This is a genomic window from Filifactor villosus, assembly GCF_042652965.1.
Classification (GTDB): domain Bacteria; phylum Bacillota; class Clostridia; order Peptostreptococcales; family Filifactoraceae; genus Filifactor; species Filifactor villosus.
Genome location: NZ_JBHSHL010000056.1, coordinates 20,699 through 37,702 on the forward strand (window position 1 = coordinate 20,699; position 17,004 = coordinate 37,702).

General features: G+C 41.6%; 11 protein-coding genes, 1 pseudogene and 1 CRISPR repeat array. Of the genes and pseudogenes, 2 read left to right on the forward strand and 10 right to left on the reverse strand.

Features of this window, described 5'->3' with window-relative positions:
* Positions 1–8: 8 nt before the first annotated feature.
* Both ACFO4R_RS11325 and ACFO4R_RS11330 read left to right on the forward strand, forming a co-directional pair.
* A complete protein-coding gene (locus ACFO4R_RS11325) occupies positions 9–2,366 on the forward strand; it encodes an ABC transporter permease (protein WP_379789271.1) in 2,358 nt (785 codons plus the stop codon).
* A 17-nt stretch (positions 2,367–2,383) separates the two neighbouring features.
* Complete coding sequence (locus tag ACFO4R_RS11330; RefSeq protein ID WP_379789272.1) at positions 2,384–3,646, forward strand: efflux RND transporter periplasmic adaptor subunit; 1,263 nt, start codon at positions 2,384–2,386, stop codon at positions 3,644–3,646.
* Between the two features lie 466 nt (positions 3,647–4,112).
* Here the strand turns inward: ACFO4R_RS11330 and ACFO4R_RS11335 are convergent, their stop codons facing one another.
* The 10 genes and pseudogenes from ACFO4R_RS11335 to ACFO4R_RS11380 form a co-directional block, all read right to left on the reverse strand.
* Positions 4,113–4,925: a carbon-nitrogen family hydrolase gene (locus ACFO4R_RS11335; protein ID WP_379789273.1), complete on the reverse strand. Its 813-nt coding sequence runs from the start codon at positions 4,923–4,925 to the stop codon at positions 4,113–4,115.
* Between the two features lie 605 nt (positions 4,926–5,530).
* Positions 5,531–6,049: a dCTP deaminase gene (gene dcd, locus ACFO4R_RS11340; RefSeq protein WP_379789274.1), complete on the reverse strand. Its 519-nt coding sequence runs from the start codon at positions 6,047–6,049 to the stop codon at positions 5,531–5,533.
* Positions 6,050–6,465: 416 nt separating this feature from the next.
* Positions 6,466–7,338 (reverse strand): DMT family transporter, encoded by an 873-nt coding sequence (locus ACFO4R_RS11345; protein ID WP_379789275.1) that lies wholly within the window; start codon positions 7,336–7,338, stop codon positions 6,466–6,468.
* Positions 7,339–7,628: 290 nt separating this feature from the next.
* Positions 7,629–8,999 carry a thioether cross-link-forming SCIFF peptide maturase gene (gene scfB / locus ACFO4R_RS11350; RefSeq protein ID WP_379789276.1) on the reverse strand — a complete coding sequence of 457 codons (1,371 nt, stop codon included), beginning with the start codon at positions 8,997–8,999 and terminating at the stop codon, positions 7,629–7,631.
* Between the two features lie 71 nt (positions 9,000–9,070).
* Positions 9,071–9,205, reverse strand: coding sequence for a six-cysteine ranthipeptide SCIFF (gene scfA / locus ACFO4R_RS11355; protein ID WP_379789281.1), 135 nt, complete (start codon positions 9,203–9,205; stop codon positions 9,071–9,073).
* An 18-nt stretch (positions 9,206–9,223) separates the two neighbouring features.
* A pseudogene (gene scfA, locus ACFO4R_RS11360) lies at positions 9,224–9,358 on the reverse strand (six-cysteine ranthipeptide SCIFF); the annotation flags it as partial.
* A gap of 550 nt (positions 9,359–9,908) precedes the next feature.
* Positions 9,909–11,345: an aminotransferase class I/II-fold pyridoxal phosphate-dependent enzyme gene (locus tag ACFO4R_RS11365; protein WP_379789277.1), complete on the reverse strand. Its 1,437-nt coding sequence runs from the start codon at positions 11,343–11,345 to the stop codon at positions 9,909–9,911.
* Positions 11,346–11,404: 59 nt separating this feature from the next.
* Entirely contained in the window at positions 11,405–12,484 is a 1,080-nt protein-coding gene (locus ACFO4R_RS11370) for a DUF6630 family protein (protein WP_379789278.1), read from the reverse strand.
* A gap of 811 nt (positions 12,485–13,295) precedes the next feature.
* On the reverse strand, positions 13,296–14,639 hold the full coding sequence (locus ACFO4R_RS11375) for an ATP-binding protein (RefSeq protein ID WP_379789279.1): 1,344 nt from the start codon (positions 14,637–14,639) through the stop codon (positions 13,296–13,298).
* A gap of 226 nt (positions 14,640–14,865) precedes the next feature.
* Positions 14,866–15,433: a CRISPR direct-repeat array (repeat unit 31 nt; unit sequence ATTTACATTTCAGTATGGTTCTATTATAGGT).
* Between the two features lie 271 nt (positions 15,434–15,704).
* On the reverse strand, positions 15,705–16,946 hold the full coding sequence (locus ACFO4R_RS11380) for a hypothetical protein (protein ID WP_379789280.1): 1,242 nt from the start codon (positions 16,944–16,946) through the stop codon (positions 15,705–15,707).
* Between the last annotated feature and the right edge of the window lie 58 nt (positions 16,947–17,004).

Genomic DNA, 17,004 nt, shown 5'->3' on the forward strand with positions numbered 1-17,004 from the left:
TGATCATTATGATCTTATACAAAAAACTGGGGCGCGACCTTTGGAACAAGAAGGATTCCAACCTTGCCGTCATCATCCTGGTCGCACTGGGCATCCTTATTTTCTCCTCCTTCGACATGCTGGGCAAAAACCTGCACTACTCCCAGCAAAGCTTTTATGATAGCCACGGTTTTGCGGACGGTTTCATTGAGCTGAAGCACATCCCCTACACCAAGGTGGAACCTCTTCATCGAATTGAAGGGATCGAACGAATCGAAGGCAGGATCATCGAAACGGCGAAGATAACCTATGAGAACAGTCGAGATGATATCTATCTCAAGCTGATCTCCTTTGATGACGAGGTCAACCACATCAATCGTTTTCTGCTTCAAGAGGGAGACTATCCTTCCGCCGAAAAATACGAAGTCCTCCTGGACAGCCGTTTTGCAGAATTTCATCACCTCAAGACGGGGGATGTGGTCAACATCATCAAAAACGGTACGGAAACAAGGTTTACAGTCAGCGGTATCGGAGCAAGTCCGGAGTTCATATACAGCATCAAAGACATCCGTGACATCCTGCCGAACTATGACACCTACGGAATCGCCGCCGTATCTAAAAACACCGCCGAGAAGATGACGGATTTGGATCAGCAGTACAACGACCTGGTATTTACCCTGAAGGAAGGATATGAATTCAGCGATGTGAACGATGCCTTGAAGAGCAGTCTCAAGAATTACCACATCTCCTCCATCATCCCCAGAAAGTATCAGACCAGCCATGTCATCGTCGACGGAGAAGTTGTTGAAGCAAAGACGATGAGTCTGTTTATTCCTCTTTTGTTCCTCTTTATTTCGTCGATGATACAGATCATGATGTTGGAGCGCCTTGTTCAGTCCCAACGCTCACAGATAGGGATCTTAAAGGCTTTCGGGTACTCGGATAGGAGAATCCTGCACCACTATATGCTGTTTTCGGTCATCTTGGGAGTCGCAGGTTCGGCTCTGGGAATCCTCCTGTCTATACCTGCCCTCTCTTCCTTTGTTAGGATGTACCACAACTTTTTTAACTTTCCCTATATCTCGAGGACCCTCTACCCCTCTTCTCTGACCATCAGCACGGTCATGGGTATCTCTTTTTCCGCTCTGGCAGGTTATATCGGAGCCAAAAAGACCCTTGCCCTCTCTCCGTTGGAGGCCTTCAAGGCGGAAGAGCCCCACTATGTGCAACGCAAAACGATCTTGGACTCCTTCCTCTTTCTGTTTCATACCTTCGGCAGGATGTCGGTGAGAAACATCTCCCGAAATCGGAAGAGAAGTTTGTTCATCCTCTTCGGGATCATGCTTTCCTTCTCCCTGAGTGCGACCGTCTTCATCCTTTCGGATATCCGGGATACGGTCATCCTGGCCAAGTACGATTACAGCGAGATCTACGATGCCAAGATCCATTTTCAGTATCCGGTACGCAAGTCTCTCGCACTCCAAGAGTTGCAGAGATACCGAGGGATATCGGAGGCGGAGGCACTGCTTGAGATCCCGGTGTCGATCTACCACGAAAACATAACAAAGGATGTCAGTGTCACAGGGATCGAAGAAAACACCGAGCTGTATCATATCCTCGATGAAGATGATAAACGCATCCCTCTTAGAAAAAACGACCTCTTCCTTTCACAGCGTCTGGCGGATATTTTAAGGGTCAAGGTCGGGGACAGTATCTATATCAAAAGCTTTCTGATGAAAAACCCGGAAAAGGTCAAGAGGACCGTCACCAAGATCGTAAAACAAAACGTCGGTCTCGGCATCTATATGGAGAGAAACGACTTAGAGGAACTCCTGCAACAAAAAAACATCGCCACCTCGATCATCTTTCGTGCAAACAAAGATTTGATCGAAACTATGCAGAAGGATTACGAAGAAAGTCCTCTTGTTTCAAACATCGTTCACAGTGATAAGATGAAGCAAAAAATGCTCGACTTTCTTCAGACCTTCGCCTTTATGACCTATGTATTTTCAGGGTTCGGCATCGTTATGTGCTTTATCGTCATCTATAACTCCTATACGATCAGCATCAGCGAGCGGAGTCGGGAACTCTCCTCTCTTTTGGTACTGGGGATGAGCCGCAAGGAGGTCTCTCAGATCATCGCCCTGGAGCAAAAACTTATCGCCGCCTGTGCGATCATCTTAGGTATCCCTCTCACAAAAGTGTTTTTGCACTACGTCTCCCTTGCGATCTCGGACGACACCTTCACAGTCCCCACCGATTTCAATTTTCAAGGGCTTGTATGGGCCTTTGTCTGCGTTGCCGTATCGATTGCTCTGGCGCAGATCTCAGGAAATAAAAAGATCAATGATCTCGTTATCGTCGAGGTATTGAAAGAGCGCGAATAGAAAGGAAGGTTAGAAAAATGAAAAAACTGTATAAATGGATACTTTGGATCCTTATAGGGATCATCATCGCGTTTACCGCCTTCTTGCAACTGAACAAGAAGATAGCTGTCGCTGTCTATGAAGCCAAACTCTCCAACCTCGACCACAGCATTGAAGAAACGGGAACCGTCGTGGGCTCTGACACGATAACCCTCTCCTCGGAAATAGGAGGACGAGTCCTGAGTTCGATTAAAGAAAACACCCGTGTATCCAGAGGAGACCTTCTGATCTCTCTCGATACCTCGGACATCGAACACAAGATCTCCGAGCTTGAAGCAAATCTTCAAAGTGTTCGAGGACAAAAAAAGATGAGTGATCCCACCTTGTACCGATCGATGGTCGAAGCAAAGCAACTCGAGATCGAAGCAAGTCGCATTGAGCTTGCCGACCTCGAAAAAAAAATCGAGGATGCACAAAATCTCTATGACAGTGGTGCCCTTGCAAAACAGGAACTCGACTCCCTTATCTTGGCAAAGGATCGCCTTACCCTCAAGAAGGAAGCTCAAGATAAAGAACTTTCCTTGATTTATGAGCAGAGCAAACCGAAGGCGGGAACCGACCAAATGTATACCGGACAGGAGAAGGCCATTGAGGAAAACATCGAACAGCTCAAGGAACATCGTTCCAAGGCAAAGATTTTCTCTCCCATCGATGGAGTCATATCCAAGGTCTCAGTGAAAAGCGGAGAGTTTGCTCCCCCGATTTCTCCATTGGTAACGGTCACAGACAGTGATGACCTCAGAATCGAGAGCAGAGTCCTTGTCGACGATGTCATCTACCTCCATATCGGAGATAAGGTCGATATCACCCAAAAGACAAACTCTCATGACCTACACGGGACGGGCAGGATTATCGACATCAGCTCCTTTGCAGACAGCACTGTTTCGGGGCTGGGACTCAACGAGAAGAAGGTCAAGGTAAAGGTCTTTATCGAAAATAAAGGAGATCTGATCTTATCCGAAAACTACGATGTTACCCTCAATTTCATCCTAAAGGAAATGAAGGATGTTATTGCGGTTCCCAAATCCGCCGTGTTCTCTATCGAGGATGATAAGGATGCCGTACTCCTAATGAAGGAAGGGAAGGCAGCCATTCAGGAAGTCGTCGTCTCCTATGAGACCGGTTCGGACTTTGTTATTTCGGAAGGTCTCTCCGAGGGAGATCTCGTCATCAAGAATCCCAATATTGAAGGTCTGAAGGAAGGTTCTCTTGTCAAACTTATTGAAAGCAGCAAGGAGTAATACTAAAACCTAATAAAAATGTCAGGTTTATGGGATGTGTAGATACGGATTATAATTTGAGCAAATAAAAGTAATACTATTCTCCGTTTGAAATCTCGGGTATACAGAATGTACAACTGCCGAAAAACAATTTGGAGAATCATATATTCCAAAGTATTCAACCTGTCAATTCTAATAGACAATAGTATAAACTACGTTCATATGAGCTACTAATGCTCTTCTCCAATAGAAGTATGGATATATCTGTTTTTCGACCACGAAAAACTATTTTGTCTTCTATGGGGACAGAACGTTTATATCCACTACTCAAACGAATAGTAGTATAAGCAATTTAAATGGATAATAATATAAAAAAACAAGGGAGCAGTTCAAAATAACGGTGAATTTATTTTGAACTGCTCCCTCTATGCTTTTCATCCCGCTCTCAACAAATAGACCGTCTTTGAAAATTCAACTCTCCGGTGCATTATCCGAAGAGTCTGCTGTCCTTGGCAACAACATCGTAGAGATCGGTCCTTCTGTCTCTATAGACATTGATGGTGCTTCGTATCTCTTCCAATCTCGAGAAATCGACCTCTCCTACAACAAGACCCTCTTCCTCCAAGGTCTCACTGATACGAACACCCCAAGGATCATAGACTGCGGACTCTCCGGCAAATTTTCCGTTTACTTTTAGAGAGGCAAAATTAGTCCCCGACACGAAAAACTGGTTCTCAATCGCGCGGGTTTGCAGGATGCTCTTCCAGTGAGGAAGACGCTTGATCGGCCACTCGGCAACACTGAATAACACCTCGACACCTGCAAGGGCATAGAGTCTTACCCACTCCAAAAACCTCGTATCGTAACAGATCACGATTCCGCACTTATGTCCATCCAACTCAAAAATACCCGGCTTACTTCCCCTTTCGAAGTAATTCTCTTCCTTGACATAGGAAAACAAATGCACCTTATCATAGGTCTCGATCAACTCTCCCTCCCGGTTGTAGATATAAGACCGGTTGTACAGCCGATCTCCCTCCTTGACCGTAACGGAACCTCCTACGATATTCATATGATATTCCTTCGCCAACCCGGACAGAAATTCCTGTGTGCGAAGACCATCAACATCCGCCAGTCGAATCACGTTCTCATCCATATGAAAGGCAGTATTCCACAGTTCGGGAAGTACGACAACATCCGCTCCTTCCTCCCCCGCCTTGCGGATCCACTTTTCAGCGGTAAGATAGTTCTCATCTGCACTCTGTTGACTGATGATCATTTGTACATTGTATATCTTCATATTCTCCTCCATGTTACAGTTCGTTTTTATCTCCAAATACCTTGATCCCCTTATCCATCTCAATCATTCGATGATACCGATCCTATACTTGATCGTTGACGATATTCTCCTATTCTTCGATCAAAGAACGGTTATATCCGCCTCGATCATCCAAACAAAATATTTCAGTTCTAAAGAAGTCAGACTCATCAATATCAAATATTCAAACGAATAACAGTATTGTACTTCTAGTGTAATGGGATGTTGAAATTCATTGTAGTTCCGACTTTTTATTATGAAATCTTTCGCCTCATACATAAAGATAAGAAATAAAAATAATGAACAACAGGTCAAGACACTAGTCATTGTGTGGTTGATATCAATCATATTGTATCCCACAGAAGATGAAACAACTTTTTGAGATTGCAGGATCGATACGACGACCCTTCTATCGGATAATAGAGAAGTACCATCCAGAGACAAACTTGCGTTTTTTCGGTTTATAGATTATAAAAGTTTATCATACCAAGATTTTCAAAAATTTCATCCTTCATATAAATTTGATTCTATGCCGGTTTTCAAACTGTGCGGTATTGCCACAGTAGCAATTAGAACGGTTTTGTGCATTACTCAAAGTCTTTGTACAGAAGACTGGGCTGAATATCGTTGTTGCCCTGATACTTTCCACTCGCATAGTTCTCATAGTCTCCGCAGATGGTATGGTAGTAGATCTGACAGATCTCAACATCGGGATAGATCCGAACAGGATGAATGGTGTGGATCTCCAAAGTCCAATACCCGGAGAAACCTACATCTCCAAAACCGGCAGTAATATGGATAGACAACCCCAACCTTCCTATGGAGGAACGCCCTTCCAACATCGGGACCAAGTCCTTCGTCTGTGTAAATTCAACCGTCCTTCCCAAGTATAGTTTGTTGGGTTCAAGGACAAATCCCTCCTTGGGAATGACTATCCTCTGTATCTTGTTGGGTTTCTTCATATCCAAGATCCCCTCATCGTAGACCAACAATTCGTTGTGCAGTCTCAGGTTGTAGCTGTTGGGATTGAGACGTTGCTCATCGAAGGGCTCGATGATGATCTCACTGCCTATTCTTCTTTGTATCTCTTTTCCCGATAATATCAATCTCTTTCCTCCTCATATCACATTTTCAACAACGGGGTTCGGTCCTCAACTGATACCTCTTGTCGCTTGCGATCTACTTACATTTATTTCCATGTTCTCGTTTTGTTAAACAGTTCTTCTCAAAAAACCGGAAGTTGCAAGTTATACTATTCTCCGATAGAAAGGCCGTTATATCGAGGCTTACAAGCATACAATCCATTTTGTCGCCCGTAGAACGAAAAATATTGACATCAATGATTCAAGCGGATAATAGTATGTGTGGATTCTAAACTTCTTGAAAGTGTTCATTTGACAAAATCCCATTTTTACAAATGTATAGGAAAATCAAAATTTCATATTTGTGCAGTATTACTCCCGGGCTTATAACAGCATCCGATCATCAATGTCGGAAGCTGCCGCTATCGAACAGACTATTCTTATCCTCGGGGCCTTATTTCACCCAGCATGGCTCCTCCAATGATCAGCACTGCACCGATAGCTTGTGCCGAAGTCATTACTTCGTGAAGTAAGAGTGCCGAAAACAAAAGCGCTGAGACCGGATCAAGGTAACTGATCAAGGCTACCGATTGTCCGGACAACTTTTGCAAACCTGAAAAATACAATAGATATGCAACTCCCGTATTCACAAAGCCAATCACTACAATATAGGGCAGATCACGCACCGTTATATGCGGAATACCTGCTGTACTTAATGCATACATCAATACAACTGCAAAGGCCACATTCAATTCAACAGCTGCTGTCTGCATCCCGCTTGTACGGGTGATCTGTTTGTTAAACACGATCAAGACGGCATAAAGAAAGGCCGAAATCATTGCAATACCAAGCCCCGGTATATTCATTCCCGTAACAACGATACTTCCGCTTATATTGACCAGTCCGATGGCGACTATTAGAACAGATATCCACTTTCTCCCCGTGAGTTTCTCATGAAAAAGAATCGGAGAACATAACAATACGAGGATCGGCCCTACATAGTAGATCAACGTTGCCAGACTAACATTCAACACTCTGTAAGCTTCAAAAAGTGCAATCCAGTTCAAACCGAGGGTAGTTCCTCCGATTAAAAGCGGTATCCTCTCTTCATAGATACTCGTCTTATCAAAACCGCCACGCAACAATACTAAGAGCGTCAATAAAGCCCCACCGATCAAAGTACGCATTAAAACGATATGGCTTGCCGCCAAAGATATATGTGAGACATAGAATCCGTTTGTGCCGAAGATCAATAAAGACAGAATATACATCCCATAAGCCGAATATTTCTTATCGTTCTCCTTATTACTCATAGCTCCACATCCTCCAAACACTCTTTATGGCTAAGATGTCTCCTGACCGTTCCCTTGTATTACAGATCGTATATCGTTGATGAGGCTCAGCCGGACTCCGCAATAAGGTACAGATCTCCTTGGAGAAGTACCTCACAATTAAACAGACAAAACAAAACCGGTCTTACAAAAAACAAAGTCTATGAGGATATTCCCTTTACTCGGTCGGTAACGACATAAAGAGCGGAGCCTGTGTATTTCGTGAAACAAAAATGAGAGTCTTCTGTACCTGTACACGATCTTTTCTTCGACTATTCTTCGTCCGCTTCTGCAACTTTCATCATAATAGCACACTCCATCCTCTTTCGGAAAAGTCTGCACCCGTAATCGTAGATTCCCGTGATCTTTCCCGTTGCGTGATAGGAATTTGCCGCACATCCGCCTGAACAATAAAGTTTTGCCCAACAATCGACACACTCTTCATGAGAATAGATGTTGCAGGCCTTAAACTCTTCCTGCAGAGTTGCATTGGTAATGCCCTCGTCCAAACTTCCCATCCGACAAGAGGGATCGTTGACAAACTGATGACAGGGATAGAGGTCTCCCCAAGGAGTGACTGCCAAGTACTCCGTACCCGAACCGCAGCCCAAGATCCTCTTGTGTACGCAGGGACCGTTTTCCAGATCGATGGTATAATGATAAAAACTGAACGGCCTTCCCTCCTTCTTGCGCTTAAGCATCTCCTTGGCAAGAATCTCGTACTGCTCAAACAGCTTCGGCAGATCCTCCTCCGTCAAAGCGTTTGCATCCTGCTCGGAAGATACCACCGGTTCCATGCTGAGCTCGGTAAAGCCCAGATCTGCCATATGAAGGACATCGTTTGTAAAATCGGTGTTATGGTGGGTAAAGGTACCTCTCATGTAGTAGCCTTCGCCGTTTCTGCTCTCAACAAGCTTTTGGAACTTGGGAAGGATGACATCGTAGCTCCCCTTGCCGGCATAATTCTTGCGGAAACGGTCATGGACTTCCCTTCTCCCGTCCAAGGACAGGACTACGTTATGCATCTCCCTGTTAGCAAATTCGATCACCTCATCATCGAGCAGAACTCCGTTTGTCGTCAATGTAAAGCGAAAGTTTTTCTTGTATTTTTTCTCCAAACTTCTACCGTATTCGACCAGTTTTTTGACTACGTCCCAGTTCATCAGTGGCTCTCCACCGAAGAAATCTACCTCCAGGTTGACCCTTGAACCCGAACGCTCGACCAGGAAGTCCAGAGCCTTCTTGCCCACCTCAAAACTCATAAGAGCATCGGTTCCCTGATATTTGCCCTGTCTTGCAAAACAGTATTCACACGACAGGTTGCAGGTATGTGAGACATGCAGGCACATCGCCTTGATCACGTCATCCGATTTCTTCCTTCCGGAGAGACTCTCGTAGATGTCCTCGGTAAAAAGTTGTCCCGTTCTCTTAAGTTCCTCAACATCGTCCATGCAATCAAAGATCTCTTCTCTGCTCAAGCCATAGCTCGGATATTTTTCCTGTATCTTCTCGACGATTTCTTCCTGATCATACTGCTGATACCATTCGATGATATCGTAAGCGACCTCGTCGACCGCATGTACGCTTCCGCTGTGCACGTCCAAAACGATATTGTACCCGTTTAACTTGTATTGATGTATCATAGTTTCTCCTAATCAAAAATAAATGACCTCCGATCACGATCGGCGGTCATTGGGTGTTACACAATTACCAATTACGCATGTTGTTCGCAGGGTTGGTTTGCAACTCCGCAAGAGGTCTTGCAGGCGGATTGACAGGAAGTTTGACACTCTCCGCAACCTCCGTGCAATACGCTGTCTCTGAGGTTTCTTACCTTCAGAGTCTTGATTCTGCCGGGTCTCGATACCGACTCACAAGGTTGGTTTGCAACTCCGCAGGATGTCTTACAGGCGGACTGACAGGAAGTTTGACACTCTCCGCAACCTCCGTGCAATACACTGTCTCTTAAGCTCTTTGTTTTTAGCGTTTGAATACGTTTCATAATAAGCCCTCATCTCTTTTATTATTATGTCTACATTTTAACATAAAATGCCCCCTTTTTACAATAGGGAAATCGCATGCCGAAACAAAACACGGCCCGACTTGTTGATCCCTTCGAAAGGCAATATAGAATTCAAAACGAAAACAGAGATAGAGCAATACCATATAGTTAAAAAAACAGACTCTGCGAAGATATTCATCCCCCAGATCCGCTTATTTTGTAAAACAATACCACAATCTCCTTCTGAGAGAAGTCGAGTCCTAAATTTGGTATAAATGCAAAAATATCGCCTTTGGGTTATGAGACCTATCGTCTCAGAGAATGTCTTACATAACTTTCTGTCTTTTGTTTATGCGGATCAGACTATATTTATCTCTATGTGCCCCTCAACCGAACTCGTACAAAGGAGATACCGTACAATTCACAGAAATAGAGTAAAACCGGTTTCATACAAAAAATATTGTTGCAAGTGTTTACTTCATGAGATTTTTTCGTTGTATAAAACAACAGAAAAATCAAGATGCAGCTTTGTGCGGTGTCATCCAAATAATCAGGGCAGAAGTACGCAGACTTCCTTGCTTGAATGCTTCTTCCCCCATCTCAGTTCTATCCCTTGCTCGGCATAGGATTCGAACAAAGCTAAGATCTCACTTGTAATAAACTCTCCGGGAGCGAGCAGAGGGATCCCCGGCGGATAGGCCCAGACATACTCACTGCAGATACGCCCCTCCGCCTCGGAGTGTCCCACGATCTCATCGGGAGAAGAAAGCGCTCTTCCAATATCTACGCACTGCTTCGGGAGAAGGTACTTGGTCTTAGTCGACCTTCCTCCTCCGGGCGAAAACCGCTCAAGCTCTCTGTCGATCTCTCTCAAGGCTCTGCCGAGCTGTTTCAGATCCTCCATCCTATCTCCAAGTCCCGTCATAGCAGTGCAATAATCCGTCGAGCTCATCTCCGTCTCAATCCGATATTTCCTTCTCAAAAGCTCTGCAAGCTCCTTCCCCGTCATGGAAGTATCTCCCGTATAGATAACGATCTTGCTGACATCGTAGTCAAAAAAATTCTTTCTTTTACGTCCAAAGAGTTTGAGGTATCGAAGTTCTTCCATCCCTCTTCTAACACTGTCAAGATCCGATCTCCATTCTTTGAGCAGAATCTTGCCTTCTTCTTTCAAAAGTCTCATACAGGAATCCATCGAAGCGATAAGAAGGTAGGAGGGGCTTGAAGTCTCAAACATAGAGATCGCCCTGCAGATCTTCTCATGATCGATCAACTTCCCGTTAATATGAAGGATCGCTGTCTGAGTTAAACTCGGAAGAGTCTTGTGCATACTTTGGATCACAACGTCCGCTCCCAATCTCACCGCGCTCTCAGGAAAGATGTCGAAGTGGCCCAGATGAGCTCCGTGCGCTTCATCTACAAGGACGGGGATCCCTTGTTCGTGAGCCTGCATGCAAATCTTTTGAATATCGCTGATCACTCCTTCATAGGTCGGGCTTGTTATTACGACCAGCTTGATATCCCCATGCTCTATCAACTTGCTTTTCACCTGATCCGGACGAATGTCGAGCAGGATCCCCGTCTCCTCGTCTTCTTCAGGCAAGATAAAGACGGGGTGCAGATCTCTTATCTCCACCGCATGGTATACCGACTTATGACAGTTCCGCGCAACCAATATCTTGTCGCCCGGCTCGGTCAAGGCATAGATGACCGAGAGGATCCCGCAGGTACTCCCGTTAACAAGATACCTGCTTGTCTCACTCCCCCAAAACTCCGCCGCCTCTCTCATCGATTCCAGCAGGATCCCTTCCGGAGAGTGCAGATCGTCAAAACCTTGCACCTCGGTAATATCCAAGTGTGCCGACAAGTCTTTCAGATAGCTCGATCTCGGGGAAAGCTCCGTATTCCTCTTGTGCCCGGGCATATGCATCGGAATGTATGCCTCGTTATATTCTTTCAACTTTTCGATCAGGGGTCTTCTTTTCATATACTTCCTCTCTCCACTCCTCTTGTAAACCGGGGATAGGTTTTTTCAAAATTTTCCCGTTAGGCTTTCCTGACCGAAAACCCGACCTCCGGCAGGCAAAACAACTTCTCCGCTTTGGAAACAAAGTCTTCGACCCCATCCCGATCAACTGCAGTCACATAAACGCCGTCCGAGCCTGTATCGATAAGAACGAAACTCTGTTCTTCCGCTCTTTTTTGGATGTATTCAAGCGCCTCGTCGCAGTAGACTTCCTCCTCAAGATCAAAGTCTTTTTCTTCAAGCAGAGGTTTCTCTTTTTTCTTCAGAATGATATTGAGGGAAAACAGAACTTCTTCGACATCGTCCTTCCAATCGAGATAGACGATATATCCCTTGTCCTGAAGGATGTGCAACACTTCCATCACAAAGTCTTCTTCCGTGACCGCCTTCTTTATGATCGACTTGCAGGCAGAGGAAGAGACCCCCATCGCCAAAAGAACTTCTTCTATACCTTCGGAAAACATCGCAAGCCTTTTCTTGTTTTTTTCGATCCTCTCTTGCTTTGCCTTTTCGGCATTTTCGAGCAAGATACCGTACTTGGCTATCTGCTCATCGAGTTGTTTTTCCATTGCGATAAGCGAAGCCTCTATTCTCTCTATGACCTTGCCGTCTCTAACCGGACTATACTTTCCGACACTCTTATACCAAGGCAGATAGTTGTCTGCATCCTCGCCCGAGAGAACATTCGAATTTGAGAGGATTTCACACCTGCCTTCTATGAGAGACACAAAAAAGGTGGTGGGAGCATCCTTGTCATAACACTCTACCACAGAAGGAAGATAGCAATAGGAGACCCCGTTGCTTTTATCCGAGTACTCCTTGTCCTCTTCTCTTATGACCACCACTTCAAAAACATCCTTCCCCTGTGCGTACTTCTCCATTGAGCAAGCGGTCTCCGTCTCATCGATATTCGAGCCTTCGATCTCACAGATCAAAGAATACTTCAGCCTTTCCTTTTCCTGCAAACGATGAAAACTCTCCTCGCAGATGATATCGGAACAATATTCTTCCCCTATCAGTTCTTTGGACGGATAATAATACCTCTGGCTGTTCGGCGGTACAAGGTTGGGACTCTTTTTCTTTTTGAAAAAATTAAACATCTTCTTCCTCCTGTTCCATAACATCCGACCGGGCTCATATAAGAGACCCGTTGATCCATATTATCAGGGAGATCCTGCATAAATCAAAAAACAGAAAAAACCGATTTCACCCAAAGGGTAAAATTCTTAGAGGTGTTGATCTCATATTTTTGTACTGTATAAGACAATAGCAAAAGCAACACACCCCTTTGTGCGGTGTCTCCTCTTACTCAAAGTTCCAAACAATCCGTTTCACAGGCCATATTATATCATAAATGTGCTATCATTCATCATGAAATCTTTGAAAAATTAAGAACGGTACAAGCATCCCTATCCCCTTTCTGGAGTACTGTACACCCATTGACCGATTTCACAGATATGCATGTGAGCAGTCAAGAGGATGTAAGACATCCTCTAAGACGACAGGTTTCATAACCTAAAGGCAATCTTTTTGAATTTACACCAAATTTAGGACTTGACTAAACACAAGACCGGTATGGTTCATAGGCACACGGGGCAAACAACAGGACAATATCAGGAGCAAAATTTACATTTCAGTATGGTTCTATTATAAGTTCCATACACGTTGATTTCATCGAGATTAATCTCGCATTTACATTTCAGTATGGTTCTATTAAAACGTGTGATTCCGAATCACTATTTCATCCCATTATCGAAGCTAACTCTGTCAGCCTGTCCCAATTCTATCACTTTCTCCTCTTTTTTGTAAGCGAATTTTATATAAAATCACGCTCAATTTGTTACCGACAAAGAATCTCCCCGATAAATTTACAATACCAAGATTCGACAGATTTTTTTCAGTAAAATTTTTTTATTCCCAAAAAGGCATCATATAGATAGGAACACACAAAATCTCTCCATCTTTCTTGAGATCCTTGGTATATACCAAATATTTTTCCAAGATCCTGTCCGAGTATTTTTCAATAAACTTGTCCAAAGAAGTATGTCTTTTGTAGCCGGAGGCTTTCACTTCTATTGGGCAAACTTTTCCGCCCTTTGACAACAGGAAATCAATTTCATAATTATGCTTTGCACTTTCGGTAGGCATTGTGTAATAATATAGTTCATTTCCGGCAGTCCGCAAAATCTGCGCCAACATATTTTCATAAATATATCCCATATTTGCCGGAAGCTTATCACTTAGCAACTTTTCGTAAATAATATTCTCAGTAAAACTTTTATCCATAAACGCCAATGTTACAAACAATCCGGTATCTGCCAAAAACAACTTAAACCGACTGATATCCTTATTTAAAGCCAGGCCGATACCGGGATCATTGGCATGATAACCGATATTGACTGTCATTGAATCCACCATTTCCGCTATCAAATCCGTCACTTTGGAAGGTCTGCTATTGCTATCCACGGAAGAAACTTGATACCTGGAAATGTTTTTACTGAGCTGTGCCGGAATCGCTTTAAAAAATAGGGACGTCTTGCCTGTTGGATCGATTTTGCGAAAGTCATCCTCATAAAGTTCCAAAATATTCCTCTTTACCTGATCAACCTTCCTAAAATTATTGGTTGTAATATATTCCTCCACCGCTTGCGGCATTCCTCCAACCAGCATATACAATCTAAAATCCCTCATCAACTTTCTATTGACGCTATCTCCCAGTGAAATTTTTTGTTCTAACGCAGTTTTGATCAAAGGAATTGTCGCATCATCGCCCAATGCCCAACGAAATTCCTCGTAATCCATTGGAAACATAGAAATTCTTGTTTCTTCACTTGGAATCAAAATATCTTTAATATTTTTTTTAATACTAAGTAGGGAACCCGTTTCAATATAATCGTATCTGCCATCCTTTACCAAATGCTTAATTGCTTGCCTGGCCAACGGTTGAAGTTGCACTTCATCAAAGATGATCACAGATTTTCTTTCATATAAATTGGTATTGGTCAAAAGTTGCAGTTGCAAAAAGAAAAAATTGAGGTCTGAAATATCTTCAAATAGCCCGTTAATCTCCTTTGACGCTTTCGAAAAATCCACCAAAATATAGCTTTGGTACTCCTTTTTGGCAAAAAGTTCCACAATAGTTGACTTCCCAACACGCCTTGCCCCTTTGATTAATAATGCGGTTTTTCCATTTGATTCTTCTTTCCAATTCAACATTTGAGAATATATCTTTCTTTGAAATACGATATCCTGCATTTTCATTCCCCTTTCTTTTCTAACAGCATATCATATTTTTTCAAAATCTCAAAATCTTTTTCCATATTTTTTCTCGCTTCCTCAATATCTTATTCAAATCATTCGCCCATATTCTCAAAATTTATATAGTAAAAATATTAGGAAATTATATTCTCAAATTTTTCGAACATTGCAATCTGATTTTATTAAAGTGCTTGATTCCGCGTGTAAGAAGTAGCATTGCTGATTTACAATTTCAGTATGGTTCTATTATAGGTAAGATTGCAATGGACGATGAGGGTTGGAGAGATAACATTTACATTTCAGTATGGTTCTATTATAGGCCTTCTGTCTCTTGATTTCCACCCTCACGGCATCCGCATTTACATTTCAGTATGGTTCTATTATAGGCATTTTCTGTTTATGAATTTTCTTTATGTGTTTTTTTATTTACATTTCAGTATGGTTCTATTATAGGGAGTAACGCCTGTAAGAGCAGATTCATCAGCGAAAGAATTTACATTTCAGTATGGTTCTATTATAGGTGTCTTCTTTTTTTCCGTGCTCCAAAGCGCTTTCGAATTTACATTTCAGTATGGTTCTATTATAGGTTCTATAAAATATATGATTTTTTTTATTCCTTGTATTCATTTACATTTCAGTATGGTTCTATTATAGGTACCGCGCTTGCAGTCTTTGACGATGAAGACGATGAGGATTTACATTTCAGTATGGTTCTATTATAGGTCCCGATCTTCCCTGTCGAGAGCCCGATTACTTTCCTATTTACATTTCAGTATGGTTCTATTATAGGTAGGCAAGAAGGCAATGCGTGTTGATATCACGTCATCATTTACATTTCACCCTTGTGTCAAGTATTGGATACATAATTTTTTGAATTTCTAATCTTCACTTTAATAATTCCCATTACATAATATAATCAAACTCTTGCTCCATTAATCTACAGTTTTTTCTCTATTATTTTATTTTCAAATTCTATCCAATCCATATAAATATAGTCTTTAGACTTATTCACATAGAAATGCCAACAAGGCTTTGTTGTCAAAATTATGCTTTTTATATCTTTTATATTATATTTTTTCCAAAAAGCATCTCTACATATTTTTCAACATTATCACTAATATATCGCTGTCTTTTTTTTACCTTTTCAGAAGTATTCTCTCTTTCTACTTTTGAAATATCAGCTCCAAGATCACCCAATCTGCTTACTAGCATTTGATAATTTTTATATTCTACTATATATAATATCTGTGTATTTTCAGAATAAAATAATATATCTATATCACCCAGCTCATTCCTGCGTTTTCTGTCTTCTACATAATTTGATATCTCAACCCTGGGAATCAGTATTCTTTGCCAATTATTCATAGGAACAATGTACTTATTTGATATTAATAAATCTACAACTTTATATGTCATCAAAAGATTATAGTTCCTCAATATTTTTTGATTAATAGTTGTCCCAAAGAAATATTTAATCACATTTTCATATTGTCCCCAAGTTATAAATGTTTCAATAGCTGACTGCGTATCATATAATATCTTTTTTGAAATAAAAATAAAGTCTTTTGTTCTATAAGAAAAAAACAAATCCGATTCTGGATCAGATGGATTACTACATTTCCTAGCTTCAAATATTTCTATAAATCCACAAAATTTTTTATTATATTTTTTTAATTTGTATATAGGAACACTAATAATGTCATCATTCGGAACTACTGACAAATTGTCATTTAAAATTTGCTTCCATGATGTATTATTCTGCAATACAGACTTACAAATGTACGGTCCTGAAAATTGACTCAATGCATTTTCTCTTATTTTATCTTCAGAAATATTTTTACTTTCTATATATTTCCGTAAATTAGCATTTAGAATTTGATATGAATGTAAATCTCCTTTTGTATTACTTATCTGTTCCATATAACTATAAAACTCATCAAGTTCTTTCTTATTTTCTTTGAAAAACTGTTCATTATATTCATTTTGATGTTTTAAAATAGCATATCCTAAAACAAATAAGTTCCTAATTGGACAATAATCATTAAAAGAAACATACAAAGTTCGTTTTGAATTCTTCAAGTATTCTAAACACATAAAAAACAAGTGATTGCACATTTTAAATTTTATAGTCCAAAATTTTAGATCATCTTCATACATTTTTTTCTTTGTTACCGCTCGATAAACAAATAATGCTATGGACAATGTTTCAACATTATTGACTTTATCAAAACACTTTAGAATTTCATCTTCGATTTTGTTTTTTTCCTCATTATACTCTTCTTTAGTCAAGTTTGTATTTGTCAAGCGAAAAATGGTCCAGGGATCTCATCGAAAAACGGCCCGTTATTTTAGCCACTCCCTC